26 protein-coding genes are annotated in these 22420 nt (G+C 66.6%); 15 read left to right on the top strand and 11 right to left on the bottom strand.

Annotation, left to right across the window (positions count from 1 at the left end):
* The first annotated feature begins 61 nt into the window (after nucleotides 1-61).
* From VD659_RS14935 to VD659_RS14925, 3 genes are all read left to right on the top strand, one after another.
* Nucleotides 62-562, top strand: coding sequence for a hypothetical protein (locus VD659_RS14935; protein ID WP_423261864.1), 501 nt, complete (start codon nucleotides 62-64; stop codon nucleotides 560-562).
* Between the two features lie 620 nt (nucleotides 563-1182).
* The gene (locus VD659_RS14930) at nucleotides 1183-1506 is read left to right on the top strand and encodes a hypothetical protein (RefSeq protein ID WP_423261863.1); all 324 of its coding nucleotides are present in this window, start codon (nucleotides 1183-1185) and stop codon (nucleotides 1504-1506) included.
* 325 nt (nucleotides 1507-1831) lie between these two features.
* On the top strand, nucleotides 1832-2737 hold the full coding sequence (locus tag VD659_RS14925) for a hypothetical protein (RefSeq protein WP_423261862.1): 906 nt from the start codon (nucleotides 1832-1834) through the stop codon (nucleotides 2735-2737).
* A gap of 11 nt (nucleotides 2738-2748) precedes the next feature.
* On the opposite strand, the gene VD659_RS14920 is transcribed toward VD659_RS14925, so the two are convergent.
* Both VD659_RS14920 and VD659_RS14915 read right to left on the bottom strand, forming a co-directional pair.
* Nucleotides 2749-3138 (bottom strand): (deoxy)nucleoside triphosphate pyrophosphohydrolase, encoded by a 390-nt coding sequence (locus VD659_RS14920; protein ID WP_423261861.1) that lies wholly within the window; start codon nucleotides 3136-3138, stop codon nucleotides 2749-2751.
* 46 nt (nucleotides 3139-3184) lie between these two features.
* Nucleotides 3185-3577 (bottom strand): hypothetical protein, encoded by a 393-nt coding sequence (locus tag VD659_RS14915; RefSeq protein WP_423261860.1) that lies wholly within the window; start codon nucleotides 3575-3577, stop codon nucleotides 3185-3187.
* Nucleotides 3578-3640: 63 nt separating this feature from the next.
* Here VD659_RS14915 and VD659_RS14910 point away from each other — a divergent pair, with 63 nt between their 5' ends.
* Nucleotides 3641-3790 (top strand): hypothetical protein, encoded by a 150-nt coding sequence (locus VD659_RS14910; RefSeq protein WP_423261859.1) that lies wholly within the window; start codon nucleotides 3641-3643, stop codon nucleotides 3788-3790.
* Here VD659_RS14910 and VD659_RS14905 read toward each other — a convergent pair whose 3' ends face one another.
* Together VD659_RS14905 and VD659_RS14900 are read right to left on the bottom strand one after the other, a co-directional pair.
* Nucleotides 3791-5578: a DNA/RNA helicase domain-containing protein gene (locus tag VD659_RS14905; RefSeq protein WP_423261858.1), complete on the bottom strand. Its 1788-nt coding sequence runs from the start codon at nucleotides 5576-5578 to the stop codon at nucleotides 3791-3793.
* On the bottom strand, nucleotides 5565-5888 hold the full coding sequence (locus tag VD659_RS14900; RefSeq protein ID WP_423261857.1) for a nucleotide pyrophosphohydrolase: 324 nt from the start codon (nucleotides 5886-5888) through the stop codon (nucleotides 5565-5567). The genes VD659_RS14905 and VD659_RS14900 overlap by 14 nt, the downstream gene beginning before the upstream one ends.
* A 215-nt stretch (nucleotides 5889-6103) precedes the next feature.
* Between VD659_RS14900 and relB the strand changes: the two genes are divergently transcribed.
* The 8 genes from relB (at nucleotide 6104) to VD659_RS14860 (ending at nucleotide 12449) form a co-directional block, all read left to right on the top strand.
* Nucleotides 6104-6325: a type II toxin-antitoxin system RelB family antitoxin gene (gene relB, locus VD659_RS14895; protein ID WP_423261856.1), complete on the top strand. Its 222-nt coding sequence runs from the start codon at nucleotides 6104-6106 to the stop codon at nucleotides 6323-6325.
* Nucleotides 6322-6585: a type II toxin-antitoxin system RelE family toxin gene (locus VD659_RS14890; protein WP_423261855.1), complete on the top strand. Its 264-nt coding sequence runs from the start codon at nucleotides 6322-6324 to the stop codon at nucleotides 6583-6585. Before relB ends, VD659_RS14890 begins: the two co-directional genes overlap by 4 nt.
* Nucleotides 6586-6752: 167 nt before the next feature.
* On the top strand, nucleotides 6753-7514 hold the full coding sequence (locus tag VD659_RS14885) for a type II toxin-antitoxin system HipA family toxin (protein ID WP_423261854.1): 762 nt from the start codon (nucleotides 6753-6755) through the stop codon (nucleotides 7512-7514).
* Nucleotides 7515-7632: 118 nt separating this feature from the next.
* A complete protein-coding gene (locus VD659_RS14880; protein WP_423261853.1) occupies nucleotides 7633-8103 on the top strand; it encodes a hypothetical protein in 471 nt (156 codons plus the stop codon).
* Nucleotides 8104-8226: 123 nt separating this feature from the next.
* Nucleotides 8227-8523: a HigA family addiction module antitoxin gene (locus VD659_RS14875; RefSeq protein WP_423261852.1), complete on the top strand. Its 297-nt coding sequence runs from the start codon at nucleotides 8227-8229 to the stop codon at nucleotides 8521-8523.
* A 153-nt stretch (nucleotides 8524-8676) separates the two neighbouring features.
* Complete coding sequence (locus tag VD659_RS14870) at nucleotides 8677-9561, top strand: ABC transporter ATP-binding protein (RefSeq protein ID WP_423261851.1); 885 nt, start codon at nucleotides 8677-8679, stop codon at nucleotides 9559-9561.
* Entirely contained in the window at nucleotides 9558-10958 is a 1401-nt protein-coding gene (locus tag VD659_RS14865; RefSeq protein WP_423261850.1) for an FtsX-like permease family protein, read from the top strand. Before VD659_RS14870 ends, VD659_RS14865 begins: the two co-directional genes overlap by 4 nt.
* A 108-nt stretch (nucleotides 10959-11066) precedes the next feature.
* A complete protein-coding gene (locus VD659_RS14860) occupies nucleotides 11067-12449 on the top strand; it encodes a DUF222 domain-containing protein (protein ID WP_423261849.1) in 1383 nt (460 codons plus the stop codon).
* Between the two features lie 301 nt (nucleotides 12450-12750).
* On the opposite strand, the gene VD659_RS14855 is transcribed toward VD659_RS14860, so the two are convergent.
* Nucleotides 12751-13779 carry a methionine synthase gene (locus VD659_RS14855; protein WP_423261848.1) on the bottom strand — a complete coding sequence of 343 codons (1029 nt, stop codon included), beginning with the start codon at nucleotides 13777-13779 and terminating at the stop codon, nucleotides 12751-12753.
* On the bottom strand, nucleotides 13779-14786 hold the full coding sequence (locus VD659_RS14850; RefSeq protein WP_423261847.1) for a putative oxygenase MesX: 1008 nt from the start codon (nucleotides 14784-14786) through the stop codon (nucleotides 13779-13781). Before VD659_RS14850 ends, VD659_RS14855 begins: the two co-directional genes overlap by 1 nt.
* Before the next feature lie 445 nt (nucleotides 14787-15231).
* On the opposite strand from VD659_RS14850, the gene VD659_RS14845 reads away from it, so the two are divergent.
* Nucleotides 15232-16839: a GMC family oxidoreductase gene (locus tag VD659_RS14845; RefSeq protein ID WP_423261846.1), complete on the top strand. Its 1608-nt coding sequence runs from the start codon at nucleotides 15232-15234 to the stop codon at nucleotides 16837-16839.
* 47 nt (nucleotides 16840-16886) lie between these two features.
* On the opposite strand, the gene VD659_RS14840 is transcribed toward VD659_RS14845, so the two are convergent.
* The 4 genes from VD659_RS14840 to VD659_RS14825 form a co-directional block, all read right to left on the bottom strand.
* A complete protein-coding gene (locus VD659_RS14840; RefSeq protein ID WP_423261845.1) occupies nucleotides 16887-17738 on the bottom strand; it encodes an anti-sigma factor in 852 nt (283 codons plus the stop codon).
* Complete coding sequence (locus tag VD659_RS14835; RefSeq protein ID WP_423261844.1) at nucleotides 17725-18468, bottom strand: RNA polymerase sigma factor; 744 nt, start codon at nucleotides 18466-18468, stop codon at nucleotides 17725-17727. The genes VD659_RS14840 and VD659_RS14835 overlap by 14 nt, the downstream gene beginning before the upstream one ends.
* Before the next feature lie 13 nt (nucleotides 18469-18481).
* Nucleotides 18482-19156, bottom strand: coding sequence for a class F sortase (locus VD659_RS14830; RefSeq protein ID WP_423261843.1), 675 nt, complete (start codon nucleotides 19154-19156; stop codon nucleotides 18482-18484).
* Between the two features lie 68 nt (nucleotides 19157-19224).
* On the bottom strand, nucleotides 19225-20058 hold the full coding sequence (locus tag VD659_RS14825) for a DUF4397 domain-containing protein (RefSeq protein WP_423261842.1): 834 nt from the start codon (nucleotides 20056-20058) through the stop codon (nucleotides 19225-19227).
* Nucleotides 20059-20282: 224 nt separating this feature from the next.
* Here VD659_RS14825 and VD659_RS14820 point away from each other — a divergent pair, with 224 nt between their 5' ends.
* The gene (locus VD659_RS14820) at nucleotides 20283-21110 is read left to right on the top strand and encodes a putative ABC transporter permease (protein ID WP_423261841.1); all 828 of its coding nucleotides are present in this window, start codon (nucleotides 20283-20285) and stop codon (nucleotides 21108-21110) included.
* Nucleotides 21111-21182: 72 nt separating this feature from the next.
* On the opposite strand, the gene VD659_RS14815 is transcribed toward VD659_RS14820, so the two are convergent.
* Complete coding sequence (locus VD659_RS14815; protein ID WP_423261840.1) at nucleotides 21183-21599, bottom strand: MarR family winged helix-turn-helix transcriptional regulator; 417 nt, start codon at nucleotides 21597-21599, stop codon at nucleotides 21183-21185.
* A gap of 50 nt (nucleotides 21600-21649) precedes the next feature.
* On the opposite strand from VD659_RS14815, the gene VD659_RS14810 reads away from it, so the two are divergent.
* Nucleotides 21650-22420: an alpha/beta fold hydrolase gene (locus tag VD659_RS14810; RefSeq protein WP_423261839.1), complete on the top strand. Its 771-nt coding sequence runs from the start codon at nucleotides 21650-21652 to the stop codon at nucleotides 22418-22420.

Here is a 22420-nt window from a genome sequence, read left to right as displayed (position 1 = left end):
CATCCCACTCACGATGTGGTTACGTAGTCGCCGTGGACAACTAACGTCACTAAACAGAGGAATGAACAACATGATCGTAGTAAACATCAAGAGCAGCTACCCGTCAGTGCTCGCGGGAGTCATGGACCTGGATGATGCGACTTTGGGGGACTGGTACCAGATCTCTGACGAGGCAATCCGGCTTTACGGCGACGTCATTCTGGGGGTCTATAAGGAGAAGGTGGTATCTGCATATGACATCACCGGCCACACTCGCGACGTGGAGGCACAGACGGTCAGCTTCGATGGAAATGATTCGGAGACGTTCGCCCACCTCGTGGGTCAGCGCAACCCCGCTGCACCGTGGACGCGCGGGCAGGGTCGGCCGATCAAGTATGTCTCGACCGACGTCGTTCTGAGCGGCGAGGTCGACATTGAGGAAGTATCGGAGATGCCCGAAGGTCGACGCGCAGTCGTGAAGGGCTACGTTCTCACAGTGGACGCCGACAACATCGCAACTGTTGAACCGCCGGCGGGTGGCGTAGTGACGGTCCTCGCGGCGGGCAGCGCATTAGGACGATGATGCCGCTCCGTCGGGCACAGTAGCGGCGTCGTACTAGCGGCGCCGCTACGGTCAGTCGAGGTACTGGTGTAGGGCTTCGCGGGCAACCTTGCACACCGAGCGGCTCTCAACGTGCGCGCGTTCGCGCAGCCGTTCGTTGAACGCCTCATGAAGTTGCGGAACCAGTTCACCATCGACAAGTGTCAGAGGCCTTCGGCCCTGGCGCTTAACCGCGAGTTTGTAAACACAGCTCGGACATGAGCCACCTGAGCCGCGGTGAGCGGGTCCCAACGCGCCGCCTTCGCGTGCTCCGGGAACGCAGATCGAAGTACTCGGCGCACCGCGCTGCCGCTATCCCCAACCTCCAGCTCTTGAGTCAGAGCGGCGACGGTGATCGGGCCCCCTCCCACGCCTGCTACCTCTGCATTACGGTCCCCGCTGGGCGTCTCTGTGGCGTGAGAAGGTTGGCCTGCTGCTTGGGACGCGACACGGTTCCAGATTCCGTGAGGCTTGAGGATCTTGACCACAGCATCTTCTAAATCAAGAGCTTCTGCTTGCGTCGCACACGACGCCCAGCGAATCTCGACATCGAGCCAACGGATCGCGTCCTGTGCCCATATCGAAGCTCGTGCAGGCCGGCCGTGGCGTACCGCCTGAAGGTGCAATTCGATGAACTCAGCATCTGCAAGCGCCCGGTCGAGAGCGGCTTCGCCGAACCCAATCACCGCACCCTTGCCACGCCTGTAAATCGAAAGCCGCCCCCTGAGGCCCTGGCCTTTTCGCTCGCCAGCCATCCCGACGTAGACAATCGCACCGTCGCGCGTTCGCATCTGGTAGGCGCCTGGCGTCACTGGTGCAGCACGAGGCTGCCAGCCGGACCACACCACGAGACGTTCGACGGCAAGATAGGCGTCGTCCCGGTTCGTAATCACCTGAACATGATGGCGGAAAAGCTCGCTCAGTGAGGTCAGCGTCGTGACGATAGTTGGATGGCCACGTGAATGGTGCCGACCATTATTCTCTTGCCTCGGATGGGTTCGATCAGATCGATAGGCACCTGCGAGTGGTGAAATTCCAGTCGCATGAAATCGTTGCCCCATACCTCGAGTTCGGGGTAGATCGCATTCAACTCATGCAACTGTGCGTCCTGGCACTTCATACAAACGGCTGGCTGTGGTCAGCAATCCCCTCGGCTTGTACCGCTATTTCGGGTCTCATTCGCCCCAAGCCCGCAGTGGCAGTTTGAGTAGTTGATACTCACTGGCGATAGTGTGACGGCGGGGGGCCGCGATGGACTGGACAACAGGTATCGGCGAGGTAATGACTAGGCGCGCAGTCCATGCGCTTTACGGGGGCCAGCAGCAACAAGGAATCTCAACGCCAGCGAACTCGACCGACATCCTCGTATTTACGGACCCCGCAAAGGGCGCTAAGTACGGGTATGACCTTCACGAGGGAGCTCGCGAGGACGGGATTTACGCATACACCGGCGAGGGGCGCCTTGGGGATCAAAGCCTGACGCGCGGCAACCTCGCGCTACTCAGCTCGGTTCGCCTCGGGAAGACGATTCGGCTGTTTCGCGCGGATAGAACGCTCGCGACGTACGTCGGCGCGTTCACTCTCGACGATCCGCCATATATCTGGCAGGCCATCCCTGATGAGTCTGGCGCAATTCGAGACGGGATCATTTTCAATCTCGCGCCGATCGAAGCTGAAACTGATCGGCTGCCATCGATGGGTCGCGAGCAGGTCATCCGAATCGAGACGAGCGAGTGGAAACCACCCCTTTTCGATCCTTACGCCCTCAACCCCTTGCCGGGAAGTGAACGTACGGCGTCGAGGATTGAATTCGAGCTGCAGGCTGCGTTCGGTGCATGGCGACAAGCCAAGGGGCACGATCTGCGGCGACTCAGAATTCCGATTGGGGGGAACTTCGTAGAACCGGATCTTTTCGACGCAACGACTTCCGAGCTATTCGAAGCCAAGAAATCAGCGGCCCGCAAGTATGTGCGTACAGCAATCGGTCAAGTTCTCGACTACACCCACAACGCGAACCTCCTGAAGATGGAAGCGCGGCCAGCCATCCTGCTGCCAAGTAGGCCCGCACACGACCTTCTAGGGCTTTGCGCGAGCCTATCAATCAGGGTCTACGCACGCGACGGTTCGCAGTTCTCGAGGCTCTCCGCCTCTGAGTAGACCGCTACCAGTCACCACTTCGAGATCTTTCGGATCATCGGAAGATCGGGCGTGGCCCAATCCAGTTCCATCACATCCGCAGGCTCCAGCCACATTAGTGCGTCGTGATCGGTGCTATTTGACGGTCCGTTCGAGGTCCACACGACCTCGTAGCACGCGAGATCGATCGTCAGCGCTCCTACTGCCGTCGACGAACGGTCAAGGAGATCTCCGACCGTGACGTCGACCGCAAGTTCCTCAAACACCTCCCGCCTTAGTGCCTCGCGCGGGTCTTCTCCCGGCTCGACCTTCCCGCCTGGAAGCTCCCACTTGCCAGCCGCGGATCTACCTGTCGCGCGACGGCACCCCAAAATGCGACCGTTTCTTCGGAAAACGGCGGCTACAACTTCGAGATCAGTCACGCTTCATAGCGTTGCGCAATTGAGGTGAAGACACCACAAGTTCACTTCAAACATCATCGACGCGTGAACTAATGGCCCTCATCCAGAGCGCATCGGCACAGTCCTCTGAGCAAGCCTTCCACGGCATGATTCGAAGTACCTTCGGCACGCGAAGGCCACAGTGGCGGCATCGGCCAAGTTGGCCTGCGGTGTACCCCCGATCAAACAGAAGCACGTCGCAGTCCGCATTTCCTCTGCAAGCGAAGTCCTGCTCGTACTCGTAAAGAGACTTCGCCAGATCCTTCCAGTCCGACTTAGGTTCGGGATCATTTACCCAGTCGGAGAGCAAATGGATGATGGCTTCCTCGGCGCACAAACCGTCACGGAGCGCCCGTCGCCTGAACTCCTCGGCGAGATACGTCGGAACGGTCACGGAACTGAACATGGTTGAGGGTGTCATACCACCAATGGTACGAGGTGGATGTACACCCCGCAAGGTGTGCGCCTCTGGCACCATTGGTCAATGCCCAATCAGCCCAAGACGCCGCACAAGTCTTTCCGGATTCCGCCCGAGCTCTACTCAGCGGCTCAGGTAAAGGCAGCGCGACAGGGCCGCACACTGACCGACGTCGTGAAGGAACTGCTCCAGAGCTACGTCGATTCCGCCGACTGACTAGCCCCGATTCTGGGAGACGTACTTCCGTATATGTTCTCGGAGCGCCTGGTCGTGGACGTAGATATAGGTACCCCGAATGCCTCGCGTGAGCAATACCGCATAGACGTTCTGGATGTACCAGAGCAGGTCGTCGTCGGAGTAGACGCGGCCGAGCGCCTTGTTCGCCTCCTTGCCCTTCTTGTCGAAGTACGAGGCGCGGTCGACGACGATGCGGCCGGTGGTCGTGTCGAAGCGGAGGTCAGGGCCGATGATCACGCCGGCGTAGTTGAGGTCGTAGCCCTGCACCGTGTGGATCGAACCCACCTCGTCGAGCGAACCCGGCGACGCGATCCAGTCGGTCTGGGTGCTGTTCCAGCGCATCCGCAGCTCGCCGATCTCGATGTCGTGGCCCGGCTTGTTGCCCTTCGTCTTCCACTCCCAGGCGTAGCCCGCGACCAGGCGTGAGAGGCCGACCTCGCGGTCTCGGCGCACGATCTCCGCACGCATTTCCGAGGCGTCGTCGAACATCCGGAAGTCGTAGTCGCCGAAGTCGGGGACAGATGCGGGCGGCTGCGAGCCTGACCCTGGTGCGGCGCCGAGCATCCGCCTCACGTGACCGACGTAGTCGGAACCGGCACGCACCCTCATCTGCGAGAGGAGGGGGTGGTGATGGTCGGCTGTTTTGGCGTCGGCGACGAGGCGCTCGAGGGCCTCGATCGGGATGTCGGCGGGCTTTACGCTCTGCGCGGGGTCGACCAGGAAGATCTGGTGGGCGCTCTTGGCCGTGATCCAGTCGAGCTGGGTCTTCGACGTGTCGTCGTGGCCGAACAGCTTCGTCGTGATGTCGCGGAACTTGATGTTCAGTGCTGCCGCCGGCTGATTCGCGCGCTGGTTGAGGCGATGCGTCTCATCGACGATGAGCAGGTCGAAGTCGGTCGCCGACTCCCCCACATCGAACGCCGTCAGCACCATCGACGGGTCGAGACCGGGGGTCTTGCGAAAGACCTTCTGCACCGATTTACGGAGTGACTGCTGCGGGATGACGAAGCCGATGCGGAGGTCTCGGAGGAGCATCCGGTGCTCGTCGGTGAAGAACTCGGAGAAGAGGGAGTCGCCGTCGTCGTCGAGGGCGTCGAGGCCGGTCGACGAGCGGATGTCGGCGAGCAGCTTGAGCAGGTAGATCGCTACGACGGTTTTGCCGGTGCCGGGATCGCCCTGGATGACCGTGGTGCTGCGGTCGTTGCTGCGCAGGTCGTCGAAGAGGCTCTTCACGACGCCCTCGACGGCGAAGGCCTGGTCGTCGGTGAGCGACTTGAAGGGGCTCAGCTTGAAGAGGTCGCTGTTGATGATCTGGGGGATGGTGCGGGTGAAGACGCCGTCGAGCTTCAGGCGGTCGAAGATGGCGTCGAAGCTGTCTTGGTAGAAGGCGCGGTTGTAGTAGTCGGCGTTGACGATGCCGTCGTTGCGGTTGAGCACCTCGAAGGCGCCGTCGCCGCTGAGCATCTCGATGAGGAACGACTCGAGGTCGAGGCAGACGGACTTGTTGAAGGTCTCGTCGAGGATGACGCGGAGGTTGGTGAGGTGGCTGCGCTCGATGCTCGCTAAGTGTTGGCGCATGCGGGTGGCTACGTTGAGGGATTCGCCTACGTAGATCTTGCGACGATCGGATGCTCGCCCTGCGCCGGTCGTGTCGTCGTCGAGGATGTAGACGACCGGCCAGTTGGTGATGCGCTTGTCGCCGCTTCGCGCCCAGACGCCGACCTCGTCCTTGTCGAACGGGAGGCGGACGATCTCAGAGCTGGTCATACTTCGTGGACGTGCCGCGGGACTTCTCGACGGGGTACTTCTCGCGGGTCTTCGCGAGCTTGGCGCGGACGATGTCGTCGGGGTTCAGCTTGAGGCGGGCGGCGAGGAGGTAGGCGTAGGTGAGCACGTCGGCGAGCTCGTCTTGGATCTGCTGCTCATCCGCATCCGGGGACCACTGGAAGAGCTCGAGCAGCTCGGCCGCCTCGATGGAGATGCTCTTCGCGAGGTTCTCGGGGGTGTGGAACTGGGCCCAGTCGCGCTCGGCCACGAAGGCGGCCAGGGCTTCGTGGATGGTGGGGGTGACGGCCATGGTGTGAGGCTAGCAGCGAGCTCTCCACAGGTCGCCATTGACGTCGGTGCACGCCAGTAGAATTGGCACACTCCCTACATTCAGCCGCTGGATCGACCGCGAAAGAAAGTAGGGGCGAAATGCGAGACCGTTCCGTGAAGCTTGCACTATCTGCAGCTCGGAAGTCAGACTGTATATCCTCAGTGCAACATCTGCGAGCACGCGAAGGAGTTGCCATGCCCCTCTCGATCGAGCTGAACGACGAGGAGCAGCGCCGTCTCGACGCGATTGTGGCTCGCACGGGCAGGCCGTCCGAAGATCTCGTCCACGAGGCACTCTCGATGCATCTCGAGGAGCTCGAGGAAATCGCTTGGGCCGAGAGCGCCGCTCGCGCGTGGCAAGCATCGGACAAGAAGACGCGGCCATTCAGCGAGGTCCGCCGCGAGCTCGGGCTTTGAGCCACTGGTCCATCGAGACCAGCGCTGAGTTCGACAAGACGTTTCGCAAGCTCGACCGCACCGTCGCGGCACGGCTCGCTGTGTATCTGGATGAACTCGCTGGGCTGGATGATCCGCGATCACGCGGCAAGGGATTGACCGGCAGCTACGCCGGTATCTGGAGGTATCGAGTGGGTGACTACCGGCTGCTCGCCGAGGTGCTCGATGACCGACTGGTCATCTTCGCTTTCGAATTCGTGCATCGCTCGAAAGCCTATTGATTCGCCCGAGACTCGCTTGGGTCAGGCCGAAACCGGGCGCCGTGGGGTGGGTGATCCGGTCGAGTCATTGGCATCGGGTTTGGCGGGAGGCCGCGCAGCGGCCGGGGGACTATGACTCGACCGGATCACCCACCCCGCGGCGCCCACTCACCCGAAACAAACGAGCTTTGGTCAAAGCCGATGCAGAGGTTGCGGAGGAGCACTATGTCGAGAACGACGCGTTTGTTGCGGGGCGAGCATGTCGTCCCGTTGGCCAGGGTTATTGCGATATCGCGATAGCAACCGAATATTGCGAAAATACGATAGAAAGCGGGCATCGTGACCAGACGACGGTGACTGAATTCGACGGCCTACCAGCGTTGGTGATCGAGCGCTACGACCGCAGCGACGGAAGGCGAGTTCACCAAGAGGACTTCAGTCAGGCTCTTGGCGCATCGGGCAACGAGAAGTACGAGCAATTCGGAGGCGCCGTCAGCCTCAAGCGAGTCGCGACGACGCTGGTGGAAAGCACATCCGCCGACGACCTGATGCGCCTGGCGCGGATGGTCGTCCTGGCTGTCGGGATCGGCAATCTCGACATGCACACGAAGAACATCGGGCTCGTCCACACCGACGACGGCGCGGTGACCCTCGCGCCCGCTTACGATGTCGTGCCCCAAGCCCACATGCCGAACGACGGCATGCTCGCCCTGGCGGTGAACAAGAAGTACCGCCACAGCGAGATCACCCGCGACGACCTACTCGCGGAGCTCTCGGGGTGGGGACTGAGGAACGCCGCGCGCACCGTGAACGACACGCTCGAGGAGCTGCAGTCGATCGTGAAGGAGGAGAGCGAACTGGACGGCGCGGCGCTCACTCTGCAGGATCGCGTGGCAGTCTTCGTCGATAACCTTCTCTACGGCTCCCCCGCTGGGGGACGCGCAGACTAAGCGACTGCTACGGGTACCGCATTTCCCATCACAGTTCGATTTAAACTCACAATCTCGCGATGGTCGTCGATACTCTTCCTATGAGTGGATATCGTCTGCGCATGGGATTGGTGCAGCAATGAATCTGGTGATACTGGTCGCTCTGGGCGCCGCATTCGTCACGGCCGCCGCATTCTTGGTATCGGCGAACGCGCTATTCGGCTCCGCTTCCCACCCGCCGCACCCGGCACGGCGCGTCATGATTGTTCTTGCGACCACGATCAGCTCGATCGTTGCCGGGCTAATTCCCCCCGTCGCCATGCGTGCGATCGATGATGCCGCGCTGGCATCGCTGGCATGCCTGGGCTTCTTGATCATCAGCGTTCTCGTGCTCTCGCTCAGCCGCCGGTCAAAGGCATCCGGATCGGCAACGCTGCCGAGCGCTATCGGTGCGGGAGCGATTGCGCTCGGCAGCGCGACGGGCGGATGTGTCGAGTGGGTGATTCGGGGCCCAGGGCCCAGCCCACTCGCGAACGCTTTCGCCCTCGTCTTTCTCTTGGTTCTCCTCGTAGGCGCCCTCATTCTCGTCGTCAAGAAGGTCGTCTACTGACCAGATACGGGTTCAGGGCAGTCCGCCGGCGATCGCATCGAATTGGCGAATGGCGAATGGCGAACCACAAGCTACCGGTCCGGTCGACGTCGAGATCATCGACTACCGCTAAGAGGGGGCACCGTGACCACCGCATACGCACCGATTCACCCGGGAGAGATCCTTCTCGAGGAGTTTCTGAAGCCGCTGGAGATCAGTCAGTACCGGCTTGCGCAGACGATCAACGTGCCTGCTCGGCGAATCAACGAGATCGTTCACGGCAAGCGCGGCATCTCGCCCGATACCGCTGCGCGCCTCGCCCGGGCGTTCGGCACCTCAGATCGGTTCTGGACGAACTTGCAAACCCGGTACGACCTGGAGCTCGTCACCGAGGCGAAGGCCGGGGAACTCGACCGGATCGTGCCACTGCTCAGCGCCTGACACTTCGCCGAGCCTGTCTTGGGCCGGTCGAGTAAACGCGGCCCGACCGCCGGAACGCGTCATACCTCCGGACCACGCCGGCGCCCAGTGGCGCAAGAGGATCGTCCTGAAGGCCGATTCGGCGGGGCGTCCGGGATCCCTACCGTGGACCCCATGAGCACTTCAGCATCCCAGTTCCTTCAGACCCGCGCCGTCGTTGCGCGGGGGGTCACCAAAGTCTTCGGCTCGCCCGAGTCGCCCGTGCACGCCCTGAGGGGCGTCGACCTCGACGTGGCCGCCGGGTCGGTCACCGCCATCATGGGGCCGAGCGGATCCGGAAAGTCGACGCTGCTGCAGGTGCTCGCCGGACTCGACAGCCCGACGTCGGGGCAGGTGTGGCTCGCCGAGCGGGAGATCACCGGGATGCGGGACGAACCGCTCACGCTGTTGCGGCGTCAGCGGATGGGGTTCGTGTTCCAGGCGTTCAACCTGCTGCCGGCGCTGACGGCCGAGGAGAACATCCGGCTGCCGTTCCTTCTCGCCGGATCGCGGCCAAGCACCGACGACGAGGCGTGGATCGGCACCGTCGTCACCCGGCTCGGCCTCCGCGATCGCCTCGGGCATCGGCCTCACCAGCTCTCCGGCGGACAGCAACAGCGCGTAGCGATCGCCCGCGCGCTGGTCACCCGGCCCGACGTGATCTTCGCTGACGAACCCTCGGGCGCCCTCGACAGCGCGTCGGGCGACGAGGTGCTGGGGCTGCTGCGGTCGGCATCGACCGAGTACGGCCAGACCGTCGTGCTGATCACGCACGACCCGCGGGCCGCGAGCGTGGCCGACCGCGTCATCCTGATGAGTGACGGCGCCGTGATCGACGACTTCGCCGGCGGCACCGCCGAGCAGATCAGTGCACAGGTGAGCGGGCGGATGCGCGGGCAGGCCACCGCGCACATCGCCGGGATCGGTGGCGTGCAGGCCAACGGGCTCGCCGGCGGACAGCCTGCTGGGCCCCTCGCTGCGGCAGCGCAGACCACCCACCTCCCGGCGGTGTCCGAATGAGGCTGTGGGCCCTGCGCGAACTGCGGGAGACCGCCGGGCGGTACGCCGCCGGGGTCGCCGTGGTGGCGGTGGTCGCCGCGTTCGCGGTGCTGCTGCTCGAGACCATCGAAGTGTTCGTGCGGGCGCTGTCGACGACGGGGATGCAGGATGCCGCCCCGGTGCGCGCGGCCCTGACCTCCGTCGGGCTCGTCTTCCTCGGCATCGCCGTGCTGACCGCTGCGATCGTCATCTCCGGAACGTTCGCCACCGTCTACGCCGGACGCCGGCGCGACATCGCGCTGCTGCGGCTGGTGGGGGCGACCTCGCGGCAGATCCGGCGGGCGTCCCGTCTCGACGGACTCGCCGTGGGAGCTGCGGGAGCCATCGCGGGGATCGCTGCGGGCATCCTCGTCTCGGCGGCGGCCATCGGCATCCTGAACGCCTTGTTCCGCGCGGGGCTCGAGTTCGTGTGGGCACCGCAGCTCGTCATCGTTCCTGCCGTCGTGTGCCTCGCGGTCTCGACTCTGGCCGCCTCGAACGGGGCCAAGATCGTCGCCCGCGTCTCCCCCGCCGAGGGCGCTCGGAGCGACGCCGGCAGCACGCAGTTGCCGGCATCCGCCGCCCGCGGTCGAGGGATCGTCGGAATCGTGCTCACCGTCGTGGGCATCGGGTTTCTCGCTCTCGGTGTGATCGTCGGGTTGGTGTCGCCGTTCGGGCTCCTGATCGCCCTCCCGGGCGGGGTGCTCTCGATCGTGGGCATCATCCTCGGTGCGCCCGCCTTCACCGCCCCGATCGTCGGCGGCGTGACCCGGATGCTCCGCGGCCGCGGGGCAGATCTGCTTGCCGGCGCGAACCTGCGAGCGAACCCCGTGCGCACGGCTCGCACCGTCGTGTCGGTGCTGATCGGGGTGACGCTCGTGACGATGTTCACGGTCGCCGGCGAGATGTACCTCGCCCAGACCTGCGCCTACTTCGGCGATGCCGTCGAGCTCGAGCAGGTCTCGCAGTTCATCACCGTGATGCTGATCGTGGTCTACGTGCTCACCGCCTTCTCCGTGCTCGTCGCCGCGATCGGTCTGGGCAGCAACCTCTCGCTGTCGGTGCTGCAGCGCCGGCGCGAGATCGCGGTGCTGCGCTCGGTGGGGCTGACCGCTCGTCAGGCCCGGCGCATGGTGCTCGTCGAGAGCGTCGTCGTCGCGGGCATCGGTGCGGTGCTGGGGCTGCTGCTCGGCGTGCTCTACGGGTTCGTCGGCGCCAACTCGACGTTCGGAGTGCAGGGGTTCAGCGGGCCGGTGCTGTCGCCGTGGTTCGTGGTGGCGGTGCTCGGCGGGGCCGTGGGCTTCTCTGTGCTCGCCTCGATCCTGCCGGGCCGCCGGGCGAGCCGAGTGCACCCGGCCGAGGCGTTGCGGGACAGCTGAGGGTAGGTCGTTTGGGGTGCTCGCACTGTCCCCGAATCAGCGTCGATTGCGAGTGATCCACCCTCGATTAAACGAGCTTTGATCAGGTATTTCTGATAGAATCTCAGCATGCAGACAGCCACTCGACTCCGGGAGATCGCCGACGATCTTCTCGTCGTCGCGGGCGGGGTCGGAGAGGGCTTGGCGGGGCTGCGCGACGAGGAATTGCTCGACGTCATGGCCGCTTTCGAGGCGGTCGGGCGGGTCGTCTCCGCCGGGCAGGTGCGGGTTGCCGGGGAGGTCGGGGTGCGGTCGCGGAGCGAGCTCGGCGACGAGGGGCTGAGTCGGTCGCAGAACTTCACGAGCCCGGTCAAGCTGGTCGCGAGCGTCACGGGCACGTCAGCTCGAGAGTGCAAGGCGCGGCTGGAGCTCGGGCGGCGGTTACGCGGTGCGGTGCTGCTGGGTGGAGGCGAAGGGCCGGCCCCGTTCCCGGCCGTCGGTCAGGCACTCGACGAGGGCATCCTCCCTGTCGAGACGGCGTCGATCATCGTCAGCCGGTGCGCCGAGCTCGCCGAGCGTGGATGTGCGCCCGACGAGGTGGCGAGCGCTGAGCAGACTCTCGTCGACGAGACCATCAACTGCCACCTCACCGCCGACCAGACGGCGAAGCTCGCCATCCACCTGCGCGAGCTCCTCGACCCCGACGGGGCCGAACCCCGAGACGAGGTGCACCAGCAGCTCCGCTCGCTCACTATTGCGCAGGCCGGCGACGGCATGATCCGGGGGCGGTTCGCCCTCACACCCGAACAGGGCGGGGTGTGGCTCGCGAGCATCCAAGCCCTGCAGAGCCCCCGCGTGAGCGGCCCGCGGTTCCTCAGCGAAGACGAATTCGTCGCCGAGGCCGCCACCGCCGACACCCGCACCCAAGCGCAGAAGAACGCCGACACTGTCACCGAACTCATCGCCCGCGCCACCGGCGCCCCCGACATGCCCCGCCTCAACGGCGCCACCACCACCGTCAACGTGCACATCTCCCTCGACGACCTCGAAGCAGGCCGCGGCGTCGGCTGGATCGATGGAATCGACGAACCCGTTCCCGCCTCCACCGTGGCGCAGCTGCGCTGCAGCTCCCCCATGGCTGCGACCCTCTTCGGCGACCGCGGCGCGGTGCTCTACCACGGCAAGACAGAACGGCTCTTCACCGCGGCCCAAAACCGAGCCCTCGCCGCCCGCGACGGCGGATGCGTCTGGCCCGACTGCGACCGACCGCCATCCTTCTGCGAGACACACCACGCAGACGAGTGGGTATCCAAAGACCATCCACCCGGGCGCACCGACATCGACAACGGAGTGCTGCTCTGCCACTTCCACCACTCGCACCTGCACAAGTCATCCTGGAAACTGACCATGCACGCGGGAGTGCCCCACCTCATCCCGCCGCGGTGGATCGACGTCACTCAGACGCCGATCCCGACCACCCGGCGACGCACCATCCGGCGCCCAGCCGCCTGATCGAGCGCGCCCGCCTTCGTGGGCCAGCCATGGTCATCGAGGGCAAGCGCGGAGCGCGCGGCAGCTTGTGCAGAGCCAGCCATCCAGGCGCCGAACCGTACGGGACTGCCGCGCGCTTCGCGCTTGCCCTCGATGAACATGGCTGGGTCGATAGGTGCCGCATTGCAGCCGGATTGCCATCGGCAGGCCTGTGAGGAGATCTCGGCTCAGACCTGGCCGAGTGGCGACCGCCCTGCAGCATGACGAAACCCCCGGTATCTCATCGATGCTGGGGGTTTCGTTTATGGAGGGCTGTTGGAAGCTAGGCCGCCAGCTCCGCTCGGAGGAGGGCCGCGCCGGCGCCGAGCGCGGCGAGCTTGCCGCGGGCGACGCTGCGGGGCAGGGGGGCCATGCCGCAGTTGGTGGAGGGGTAGAGCTTGTCGGCATCCACGAACTGGAGGGCCTGCCGCAGAGTGTCGGCGACCTCCTCAGGCGTCTCGATGTCGGCGGACGCCACGTCGATGGCCCCGACCATCACCTTCTTGCCGCGGATGAGCTCGATCAGGTCGATGGGCACGTGCGAGTGGTGGCTCTCGAGCGAGACGATGTCGATGGCCGAGGCCTGGATCTTCGGGAAGATCGCCTCGTACTGACGCCACTCCTCCCCCAGGGTCGCCTTCCAGTCGGTGTTCGCCTTGATGCCGTAGCCGTAGCAGACGTGCACCGCCGTCTCGACCGTGAGCCCCTCGATCGCCCGCTCCAGAGCGGCCACGCCCCAGTCGTTCACCTCGTCGAAGAAGACGTTGAAGGAGGGCTCGTCGAACTGGATGATGTCGACACCCGCATCCTGCAACTCGCGCGCCTCTTGATTCAGGATGGTCGCGAACTCCCAGGCCAGCTTCTCGCGGCTGCCGTAGTGGGCGTCGTAGAGGGTGTCGACCATGGTCATCGGGCCGGGCAGGGCCCACTTGATGGGCTGGTCGGTCTGCGAGCGCAGGAACCGGGCGTCGTCGACGAACACCGGCTTCTCGCGGGTGACCGCCCCGACGACGCGCGGCACGGAGGCGTCGTAACGGTCGCGGATGCGCACCGTCTCGCGGTTCTCGAAATCCACCCCGCTGAGGTGCTCGATGAAGGTGGTGACGAAGTGCTGGCGGGTCTGCTCGCCGTCGCTCACGATGTCGATGCCCGCCTGCTGCTGATCGGCGAGCGATAGGCGCAGGGCGTCGTGCCGGCCTTCCGCCAGCGCGTCACCGTCGAGCTTCCAGGGCGACCAGAGCTTCTCGGGCTCCGCGAGCCACGAGGGCTTGGGCAGGCTGCCGGCGGTCGAGGTGGGAAGAAGCTTGGTCATCAGCGGGCTCCCTGCTGTTCGTTCTGGTTCGCTGCGAAGGCTGCCGACCACTCCTCGAGAACGGCCTTGTGCGGCTCGATGAAGTGCTCCTCGGCGAACTTGCCCTGCTCGACCGCCAGGCGGCTGCGCTCCTCGCGGTCGTAGACGATCGGGATGGGCGAGAAGTCGGGGTTCGTCAGGCTCGGCTGGTACGACGCCCCGGCCGTGTGATTGGCGTTGTAGATCTCCGGTCGGTAGATCTTCTGGAACGTCTCCATCGTGGCGATCGTGGCGGCCAGCTCGAGGTCGGTGTAGTCGCCGGTCAGATCGCCGAGGTGGTAGAAGGCCAGAGGAGCGACGCTGTTCGAGGGCATGAAGAAGCGCACTTTCAGGCCCATGCTCGCGAAGTAGGCATCCGTCAGCGAGTACTCGCTCTGCCGGTACTCGACGCCCAGAACCGGATGCACGTTCTCGGTGCGGTCATAGGTCTTGCTGGTCGAGACACTCAGGCAGATGACGGGCGACTTGTGGAAATGCTGCGCGTAGGCATCCGATTCCAGGAAGGCCTTGAAGAGGTTTCCGTGCAGCACCCCGAAGTCTTCGGGGAGGCCTTCAGCGCACGGGCTCTTGGTGTGGGCGGGGAGCACGATGCTGAAGTCGTAGTCGCGCACGTAGGAGGAGAAGTTGTTGCCGACGATGCCCTGGGTGCGCTCGCCGGTGCGTCGGTCGACGATGGTGGTCTGCAGCACCTCGATGAGCGGGACGGCGTCTCGGATGCCCGCGCCGTCGACATCCACGCTCGCGGAGATGATGTCGAGTTCGACCGAGTAGCGGTCGCCGTCTTCGTTGCCGTCTCGAGCCAGGTCGTTCAGGCGACCGTCGATCATCGTGAAGGTGTTGCGCAGGTTCTCCTGGCGCTTCTCGCCCCGGGCGAGGTTGGCGAAGTTCGTGGTGATGCGTGAGTTGGGAAGGGGGCGGTAATTCTCGTCGAAACGAGTGCTGTCGATGGAGAAGGTCACGTTCGTCATCGACAGAACCCCGCCCGGGCGAGAACGGCGTGTGCGCCGACGAGATGGGCGTTCATGATGGTGACCATAGCGGTGTGCTCCTCGAATAGGGAAGCCACGATGGCGCGACTCCACTCCACGGATGGGGATGTCGCAGGCGTGTCCGGTGGGGACGCGAGGCTTCGTTGTGCGCACTGCCCTCTCAGGCTACGACAGCGGTGCGCGATCGCGCAGTGGATGACCTCGCGTTACGCGACCAACAACTGCCGCCTCACCGCCGACCAGACGGTGAGGCTCGCCATCACGCTGCGATCAAGGCCCTGCCGCCACTCAATTCCAACTGAATGGTTGTATCTACAAGCATTCAGTGCGAAGATAGGTAAATGGTTGTAGCAACAACTATTCGGAGCGATAGTTCCACATCCGCGCATCTCGCGTGCGTCGTCTAGCAGGAAGAAGCGAAGTCATGAACACGGCATCGGAAGAGTTCGACTACATCGTCGTCGGGGCAGGCGTGGCGGGATCCGTTCTCGCAGCGCGCCTCAGTGAGCACCCGGACCGCACCACCCTGCTTCTGGAAGCAGGCCAGGAGAATCCGCTCGACATCGGCCGCAGCCAGGGAGCCTTCTTCCTCACCTGGGGCGACACCGAGAAGAACTGGGCCTACCAGACCGTTCCCCAGCCCGGCCTCGCCGGACGGGTCATCGACGAACCCCGCGGCCGCGCCGTCGGCGGATCGAACGTGCTCAACATCGGTGCCTGGCTGCGCGGGCGCCCCGAAGACTACGACGCCTGGGAGCAGGCGGGCGCCACCGGCTGGAACGCCGCCTCTGCTCGCGCCGCCTACCTCGCGATCGAGGCGACGGATCGCGGACCCGCCGATCTGCGCGGCACCGACGGGCCCGTGCAGATGAACGACATCGCGACCCCCACTCCCCTCTCCGACATCCTCCTCGACGCCTTCACCGAAGGCGGCTTCGGCGAGCGCGGCGACTCCGACGGCCCCGTCGCCGACGTGGCCGACCGCTACCAGACGGTCTTCGTCGACGGCGTGCGCCGCACGGTCGCCGACGCCTACCTGACCTCCGAGGTGCGCGAGCGCGCGAACCTCACCGTCCGCGTGGGAGCGCACGTCAACCGGGTCGTCATCGAGAACGGCCGCGCGGTCGGCGTCGAGGTGCGCACCGCCGACGGCGTGCAGGTGCTCCGGGCGCGCCACGAAGTCGTGCTCTCGGGCGGCAGCTACAACTCCCCGCAGCTGCTCATGCTCTCGGGCGTCGGGCCGCGCGAGCACCTCGAGTCGCTCGGCATCCCGGTGCTCGTCGATCTGCCGGGCGTCGGCTCAGGCCTGCGCGACCACATCTACCCGCACGTCTACACACTGGCCGCCGCGGGCGTCGAGGGCTCGGTGCCGATGGACCTCAGCGACGCCGCCGTGCAGACCTGGCTCACGAGCCACGACGGCCCCGCCGCCTACTTCCCCGAGAACGGCGTCGGCTGGGTCACCAAGGCCGGCAGCCCGGCCCCCGACTTCGAACTGCTGTTCAGCTACAACAGCGACGCATCCAAGTTCCCGGCCGTCGACGGCGCCGAGCAGCGCTCCGGCGTCTCAGTGGGTTCCGTGCTCCTCCAGCCGAAGAGCACGGGCACGGTGCGGCTCGCCTCCACCGACCCGCTCGACAAGCCCGTCATCGACCCCGCCTTCCTCAGCGACGAGCGTGATCTCCCCGAGCTCATCGAAGCCGTGCGTCTCACCCAGCGCTACCTGAGCGCGCCGAGCCTGCGACCCTGGGTGGAGCAGATGTACCCCACGACCGACGCGAGCGATGCTGAGATCGCCGAGCACGTGCGTCAGGACTCCGGCACCACCTTCCACCCGGTGGGCACCGCCAAGATGGGCGCCGACAGCGACCCGATGGCGGTCACGGATGCGTCACTGCGCGTGCGTGGCGTGCAGGGCCTCCGGGTGGCCGACGCCTCGGTGATGCCGCAGATCATCCGCGGCCACACCATCGCCCCCTCGGCGTTCATCGGCTACCGCGCCGCGGAGCTGATCGCGGGCGAGACCGAGTAGTCGAACCCACCCGCCTCCTCGGCGACCATCGTGTACCGCGGTGTCGGTCAGAGAGCGCGGAGTTCACCCCGCACGATCGAGTCGCCGGAGTGCGTGGGGTTGCCGTCGTCGGCCTCGGCGGAGACGTCGACCAAGGAGTACTGGCCGAGGTCGATTCCCGGCGGGATGTCGAAGGTGCCGTTCGGGCCGTCCAGGAAGCCGACGCTGACCAGGCCGGTTCCGTCGGAGCGGATCAACCACACCTCGCGCAGGGGCGCCGAACCGCTGCCGGCGTCGGCCTGCGGGTCGACGTCGACGACCACCCGGCGATGTCCGTTGGAATCCTGCTCGACGACCGCGCTGCCACGGGCATCCGGCCAGCCGGGAAACGGGGTGAGCTCGGCTCCGGCGACCGCTATCCCCCACGACGCCTGCTGCGTGTTCTGCCACCAGATTCCGAGCCCCGCACCGGCGACCAGGCCGACGACGAGCCCCGCAGCGGCCAGGGGCACCCAGATGCGGCGACGACCGGACAGCCGGCGGCGGCGGGCCTGGTGGAGGCCGGGCTGCGGAGTGGTCGGTGAGGGTTCGACCGGCGGATCGGCGGCCACTGGATCGGAAGGCTCGGCGATCGCGGCGGATGCGGCGACCGGCTCTGCGACCGAACCGACGGGTCCGACAGACCCGACCGCCGGCGCGGCGGCGAGACCCAGCTCGGCACTGATCCGCGCCCAGACGTCGGCCGGCGGAGCGACGAGCTCCGCGGCATCCTCGGATCGCCCGAGCTCGACGGCACGGCTGAGCGCGGCCAGTTCCTCCGAACAGCGGGCGCACTCGGCGAGGTGGGCGCGCTCGGCCGCACTCGGACCGGCATCGCCCAGGGCGATCATCGCGAGCGCGTCGGCATCAATATGAGTCATCGTTCACCTCCAGACGTATTCGGAGCCGAGTGAGACTTCGACGGATGTGGCTCTTCACCGTGCCGAGAGGAAGACCGAGGTCGTGGGCGATCTGCACGTGGGTGCGATCATCGTAGAACGCGAGCCTCATCACCTGGCGCGGCACGGGCTCGAGTCGGTTCAGCTCGTCGACGATCGCCAGACTGTCGGCCAGCTTCGCGGTGGCGTCGGGCTCGGGCGGCGCCGCGCCGACGACGTGCGCCTCTTCCGCTCGGCGCAGGCGGCTGCGCGCCTCGTGGGTGTCGGCGATGCAGTGCCGGGCGATCCCCACGAGCCAGGCGCCCAGCGGCGACCGCGCGGGGTCGAAGCCGGACCGGCCCTTCCACGCCGACACGAACACCTTCTGAGTCACGTCTTCGGCGTCGCGCGGATCGCCCAGCGAGCGCAGCGCCAGCGTGTGCACGAGGGCCGACCAGCGCGAATACGCCTCGGCGAGCGCGCGCTCGTCGCCGGCGCGGAACGCGGCGAAGAGGGCGGCATCGGAGGCGGCGCCGTCGTCATCGGCGGTGTCGGTATCGGTATCGGTAGCGGTATCGGCCTCAGCGCTCCCGGAGGTGCCCGCGCGCCGCTCACCGGAGAATCGATCTGTCACCGGGACATACCGCCTCCTGCTCGCCGCCGCATCGTCGCGGGCCGCACCATTCGGATGCGCGCGGCACGGGGTGGGCGCCGTCGCCATCGGGTCGAGCATACCCGCCCTCCTCTCACGCGGCCGGAACGGCGGTCACGATCACATTGCTGAGATAGTGCCCGGTGTCGTAGTCGAAGTCGCCGCCGCAGGTCACCAGCACGAGCCGCGGTGCCCCCGTGCGGTCGAACACGCCGCTCCAGTCGATCTGCGTCTTCTGCTGCAGCTCGACCTTCTGCACCGCGAACACCGCGACCCTCCCATCGGCCGCCGTGACGCGGATGCTCGTGCCCACCGGCGCGCTCGCGAGACGCGCGAACTGGCCGAGGCCGTAGTCGAGCGAGTCGACGTGCGACGCGATGACGGTCGCCCCCGCCGCACTCCACGGCGACGGGCCCCAGCGATACCACGAGGCCACATCCGGGTCGGCCGGCAGCGCCAGCGCCCCGTCGGCGTCGACACCTTCTTCTGCGACCGAGACGTCGATCCCGAGAGCCGGGACCTCCACCCGCGTCGGCGGCACGGCCGGCGCGCCGCTCACCGCCCCGAGCCTGGCGTCGGCCAGCGGCACCCGGGGCACGGCGGCGGCTGTCGCGCCACCGGCATCCGGGATCGACGTCGGTGTCGGCGAGCCCGCGGGGCCGGCGGTCGCCGGAGTGGCGCCAGGCGCTGCGGCCGGCGACGAAGCCGGGCCGGCAGGAGCACAGCCGCCGAGCGACAACGCCAGTCCGGCGAAGACGGCGACGAGCACGGCGGAGGCCCTGGCCGGGGGATGCAGGGACTTCGCCCCGGCCAGGGCGGTCTGTGGCCGACGCCCGATCAGCGTCCGGCCTTCGCCGCGCTCTGGCGACGGATCGCCACGGCGGTCACCGCGGCGGCGAGCATCAGCAGTACGGCCGCGCCGATCCACAGCGGCGCGCTGTCGCCCGGCTGGTTCGTGGCGACCAGACCGGCGTTGCCCGCCGGCACTCCGCCCGGGTTCGAGTGGAGGCCGTCGATGGTCTGCACCGCGAGCGCGAGGTTGCCGTCGGTGAGGCTGCCCCACGCGTAGACGATGGTGTTCGTTCCCTCGGCGACCACGACATCCGCCGGGCCGATCACCGGGTCGGTGGTTCCGGTGGCGGCGACGGATGCGGAGACGGTTCCCGCGGGAAGGGTGAGCACCGACTCGGCCGGGTTGGCCAGGTTCGTGATGACCGGGGTTCCGCCGGCGAGCACGTCCACGGCCGGAGCCGCGGCGTCGTGGCGCACGGTCAGCTTGCCCTGCCCGGCCGGGATGGTGGCCGTGTCGTTCGTGTAGAGCGTGGCGGTGGGCTTGCCCGCGGCATCGAGGTGGGCGACGGCCGTGTAGTTGCCTCCGGCGGCCAGGTTCAGGTCCACCGGGCCGATGATCGGCGAACTCGCGTCGGCGGCATCCGAGGCGGTGATGGCCACCGAGTAGGTTCCGGCGGCCAGAGGCAGCGGCCCCGCGAGGGTGCCCGGCGTGAAGTCGTCGAGGGTGAGGGCGCCGTTGACGTAGACGTCGACGGTGACGCCCGGAACCGCGTGCAGCACCGACAGCGACGCGTCGCCATCGGCGGCCGCTGCGGGGAGAGCGGCGCTGACAGCGATGAGAGCGCCGGCGGCCAGCCCTGAGATGAGGATCTTGCGCATGAGTACCTCCAGATCGTGCTCACGAGGAGCAGGGGGAAAACTGCTTTCACCCCTTACTTCTCCCGCAGACCCCGATTCGGATGCACCCGGGCGAAAAAAGTTCTCGATCCGCGGAGCCGCCGCCTCCGCTGCAAGCCGCCCGGCCTCACGTCGAACACGCGTGACCCCCGCTAGGGTCGTGCCATGAACGCGCTGACGCCCGAATGGCCCCGTGAGGAGCCCGCATGAACGACACCCTGGCGATCGCCGTCGGCGCCACCTACGTGGGCCTGTGGCTGTTCTTCATCTATGGGTTCATCGGGGTCGTCATCGAGATGGTCTACTGCTGGACCATCGAGTACCGCGGCGTCATCGAGTCGCGGCTCGGGCTGCTGTACGTGCCGTTCAACCTGCTCTACGGGGCCGGCGGCGTGTTCATCTCGCTCGTGCTGCTGCCGGTGGTCGACAACCCGTTCGCGGTGTTCGGGCTCGGACTCGTGGTGGGCACGACGCTCGAGTACTTCACGAGCCTGCTCATGGAGAAGTTGTTCCACGCCGTCTATTGGGACTACAGCAAGGAGTTCCTCAACGTGCAGGGTCGCATCTGCCTGAAGTACGCGGTGATCTGGGGCCTGCTCTCGCTCGTGCTGCTGTACGTGCTCGACACGATCAACATTCAGGCACTGGCCGCCATCCCGGTCGCCATCGGGTTCCCGGTTCTCGTCATCCTCATCCTCGCGACGATCTTCTCGGTCATCCTCACCCTGCTCACGTATCGCCGCACCGCACAGAAGAACGCCTGCCTGCTCGCCCGGCGGGCGGGACAGGATGCGATGCTGCCGTCGCCCTGGTGGGGACGGATGGTGGATGTGCTGGTTCCGGATGCCGTGCTGGTGAACACCTTCCCGCGGATGAGCCTCGTGGCGGAGTACCAAGAACTGAGCGGGCACCACCGGCGGCTGATCTTCTGGCTCCCGGTGATCGGCCGGCCATCGGCCGAGACGGCGAGCCTCGGCGACAAGGCCCGGGAGGCGGAGGCGGCGCGACTGCTGGCGGCGGTGCCGGCCGGCTGAGCGGCCATCACCCCTTCGGCCATCGTCGCCGAGGGACACCGCGGGCGATCCGGATGCGCGGCTCCGGTTGCGTCACGCCCCCGCCGCCTGCAGCGCGGTCAAGGCCTGGAAGAGCGCCGCGCGCTGGGGCTCGTCGAGGGGCGCGAACAGCTTCGGCAGCTCGGCCGCCACGACGCGACGGCCGGCGGCGAGGGTGTCGGCCCCCGCTTCGGTGAGCGTGTGCTCGACGCGACGGCCGCGGCCGGGAGCACGCGCGACGAGACCGCGGTCGATCAGCCGCCCCGCAAGGGTGCCGAACGACTGGTCGCTCTGGAAGGTGGCGACGGCCAGTTCATGCGCGGAGGCACCGGGCGCTTGGTCGATGGCCCTCAGGGCGTCCCACTGCACCAGGCTCACGCCCGCATCCTGCAGCGCCGCATCCATCGTGCGGTGGTTGCGGTACTGCGCGCGCTTGAGGGCTTGTCCGAGCAGTTCCAGATCGGTCGTCATGGTGCTAGCGTATCAGCAAGCTTATATAAACATGTTGATTTGGAGAGATCATGAACACTGAAAGCCTCGCACACGAGCCCGATCTGCCGGCCGCCCTCGTCTTGCACGGCGGCGGGGGTCCCCGCACCGTCGCACCGATCGCAGCCCACCTCGCTGCGACGCGGCACGTCGTCGCACCGACGCATCCGGGATGGGACGGCACCGATCTTCCGGAGACGCTCACCTCGGTCGCGCAGCTCGCCACCGCGTACCTGCAGCTCCTCGTCGATGACGCCGACACCCGGCGGCCGGCGCGGGGAGCGACCCTCGTCGGGTCGTCGCTCGGCGGCTGGATCGCCCTCGAGATGGCCGTTCAGGCCGCCGCCGACGGCTTCGAGGGGCTCATCGAATCGGTGGTCGTGATCGACGCGGTGGGCGTCGTGGTGGCCGGGGAACCGATCGCCGATTTCTTCTCGCTGAGCCCTCGTCAGCTGGCAGAGGTCGCCTGGCACGATGCCGACCGTGGCTTCATCGATCCGGCCGCGCTCTCGGAGCAGGCCCGCGCGATCCAGGCCGGGAACGCCCGCGCGATGGCGGCGATCGCCGGACGCGGCATGAACGACCCCGGACTGCTGCCGCGGCTCGCCGCCATCCGGGTGCCGACGCTGGTGGTGTGGGGAGCGAGTGACGGCGTGGTGACGCCCGGGTACGGCCGCGCAATCGCCGGCGCCGTCCCGGGAGCGCAGTTCGTGGAGATCGCGGAGGCCGGGCACCTCCCGCACCTCGAGCGGCCGGATGCCACGTGGGCGGCGATCGACGGGTTCCTGGCGCAGCGAGGCTGA

This window comes from Herbiconiux sp. 11R-BC (assembly GCF_049472555.1).
Classification (GTDB): Bacteria; Actinomycetota; Actinomycetes; order Actinomycetales; family Microbacteriaceae; genus Herbiconiux.
Note: the sequence above shows the minus strand (reverse complement) of the source record. Positions and strands in the feature narration are given on the sequence as shown.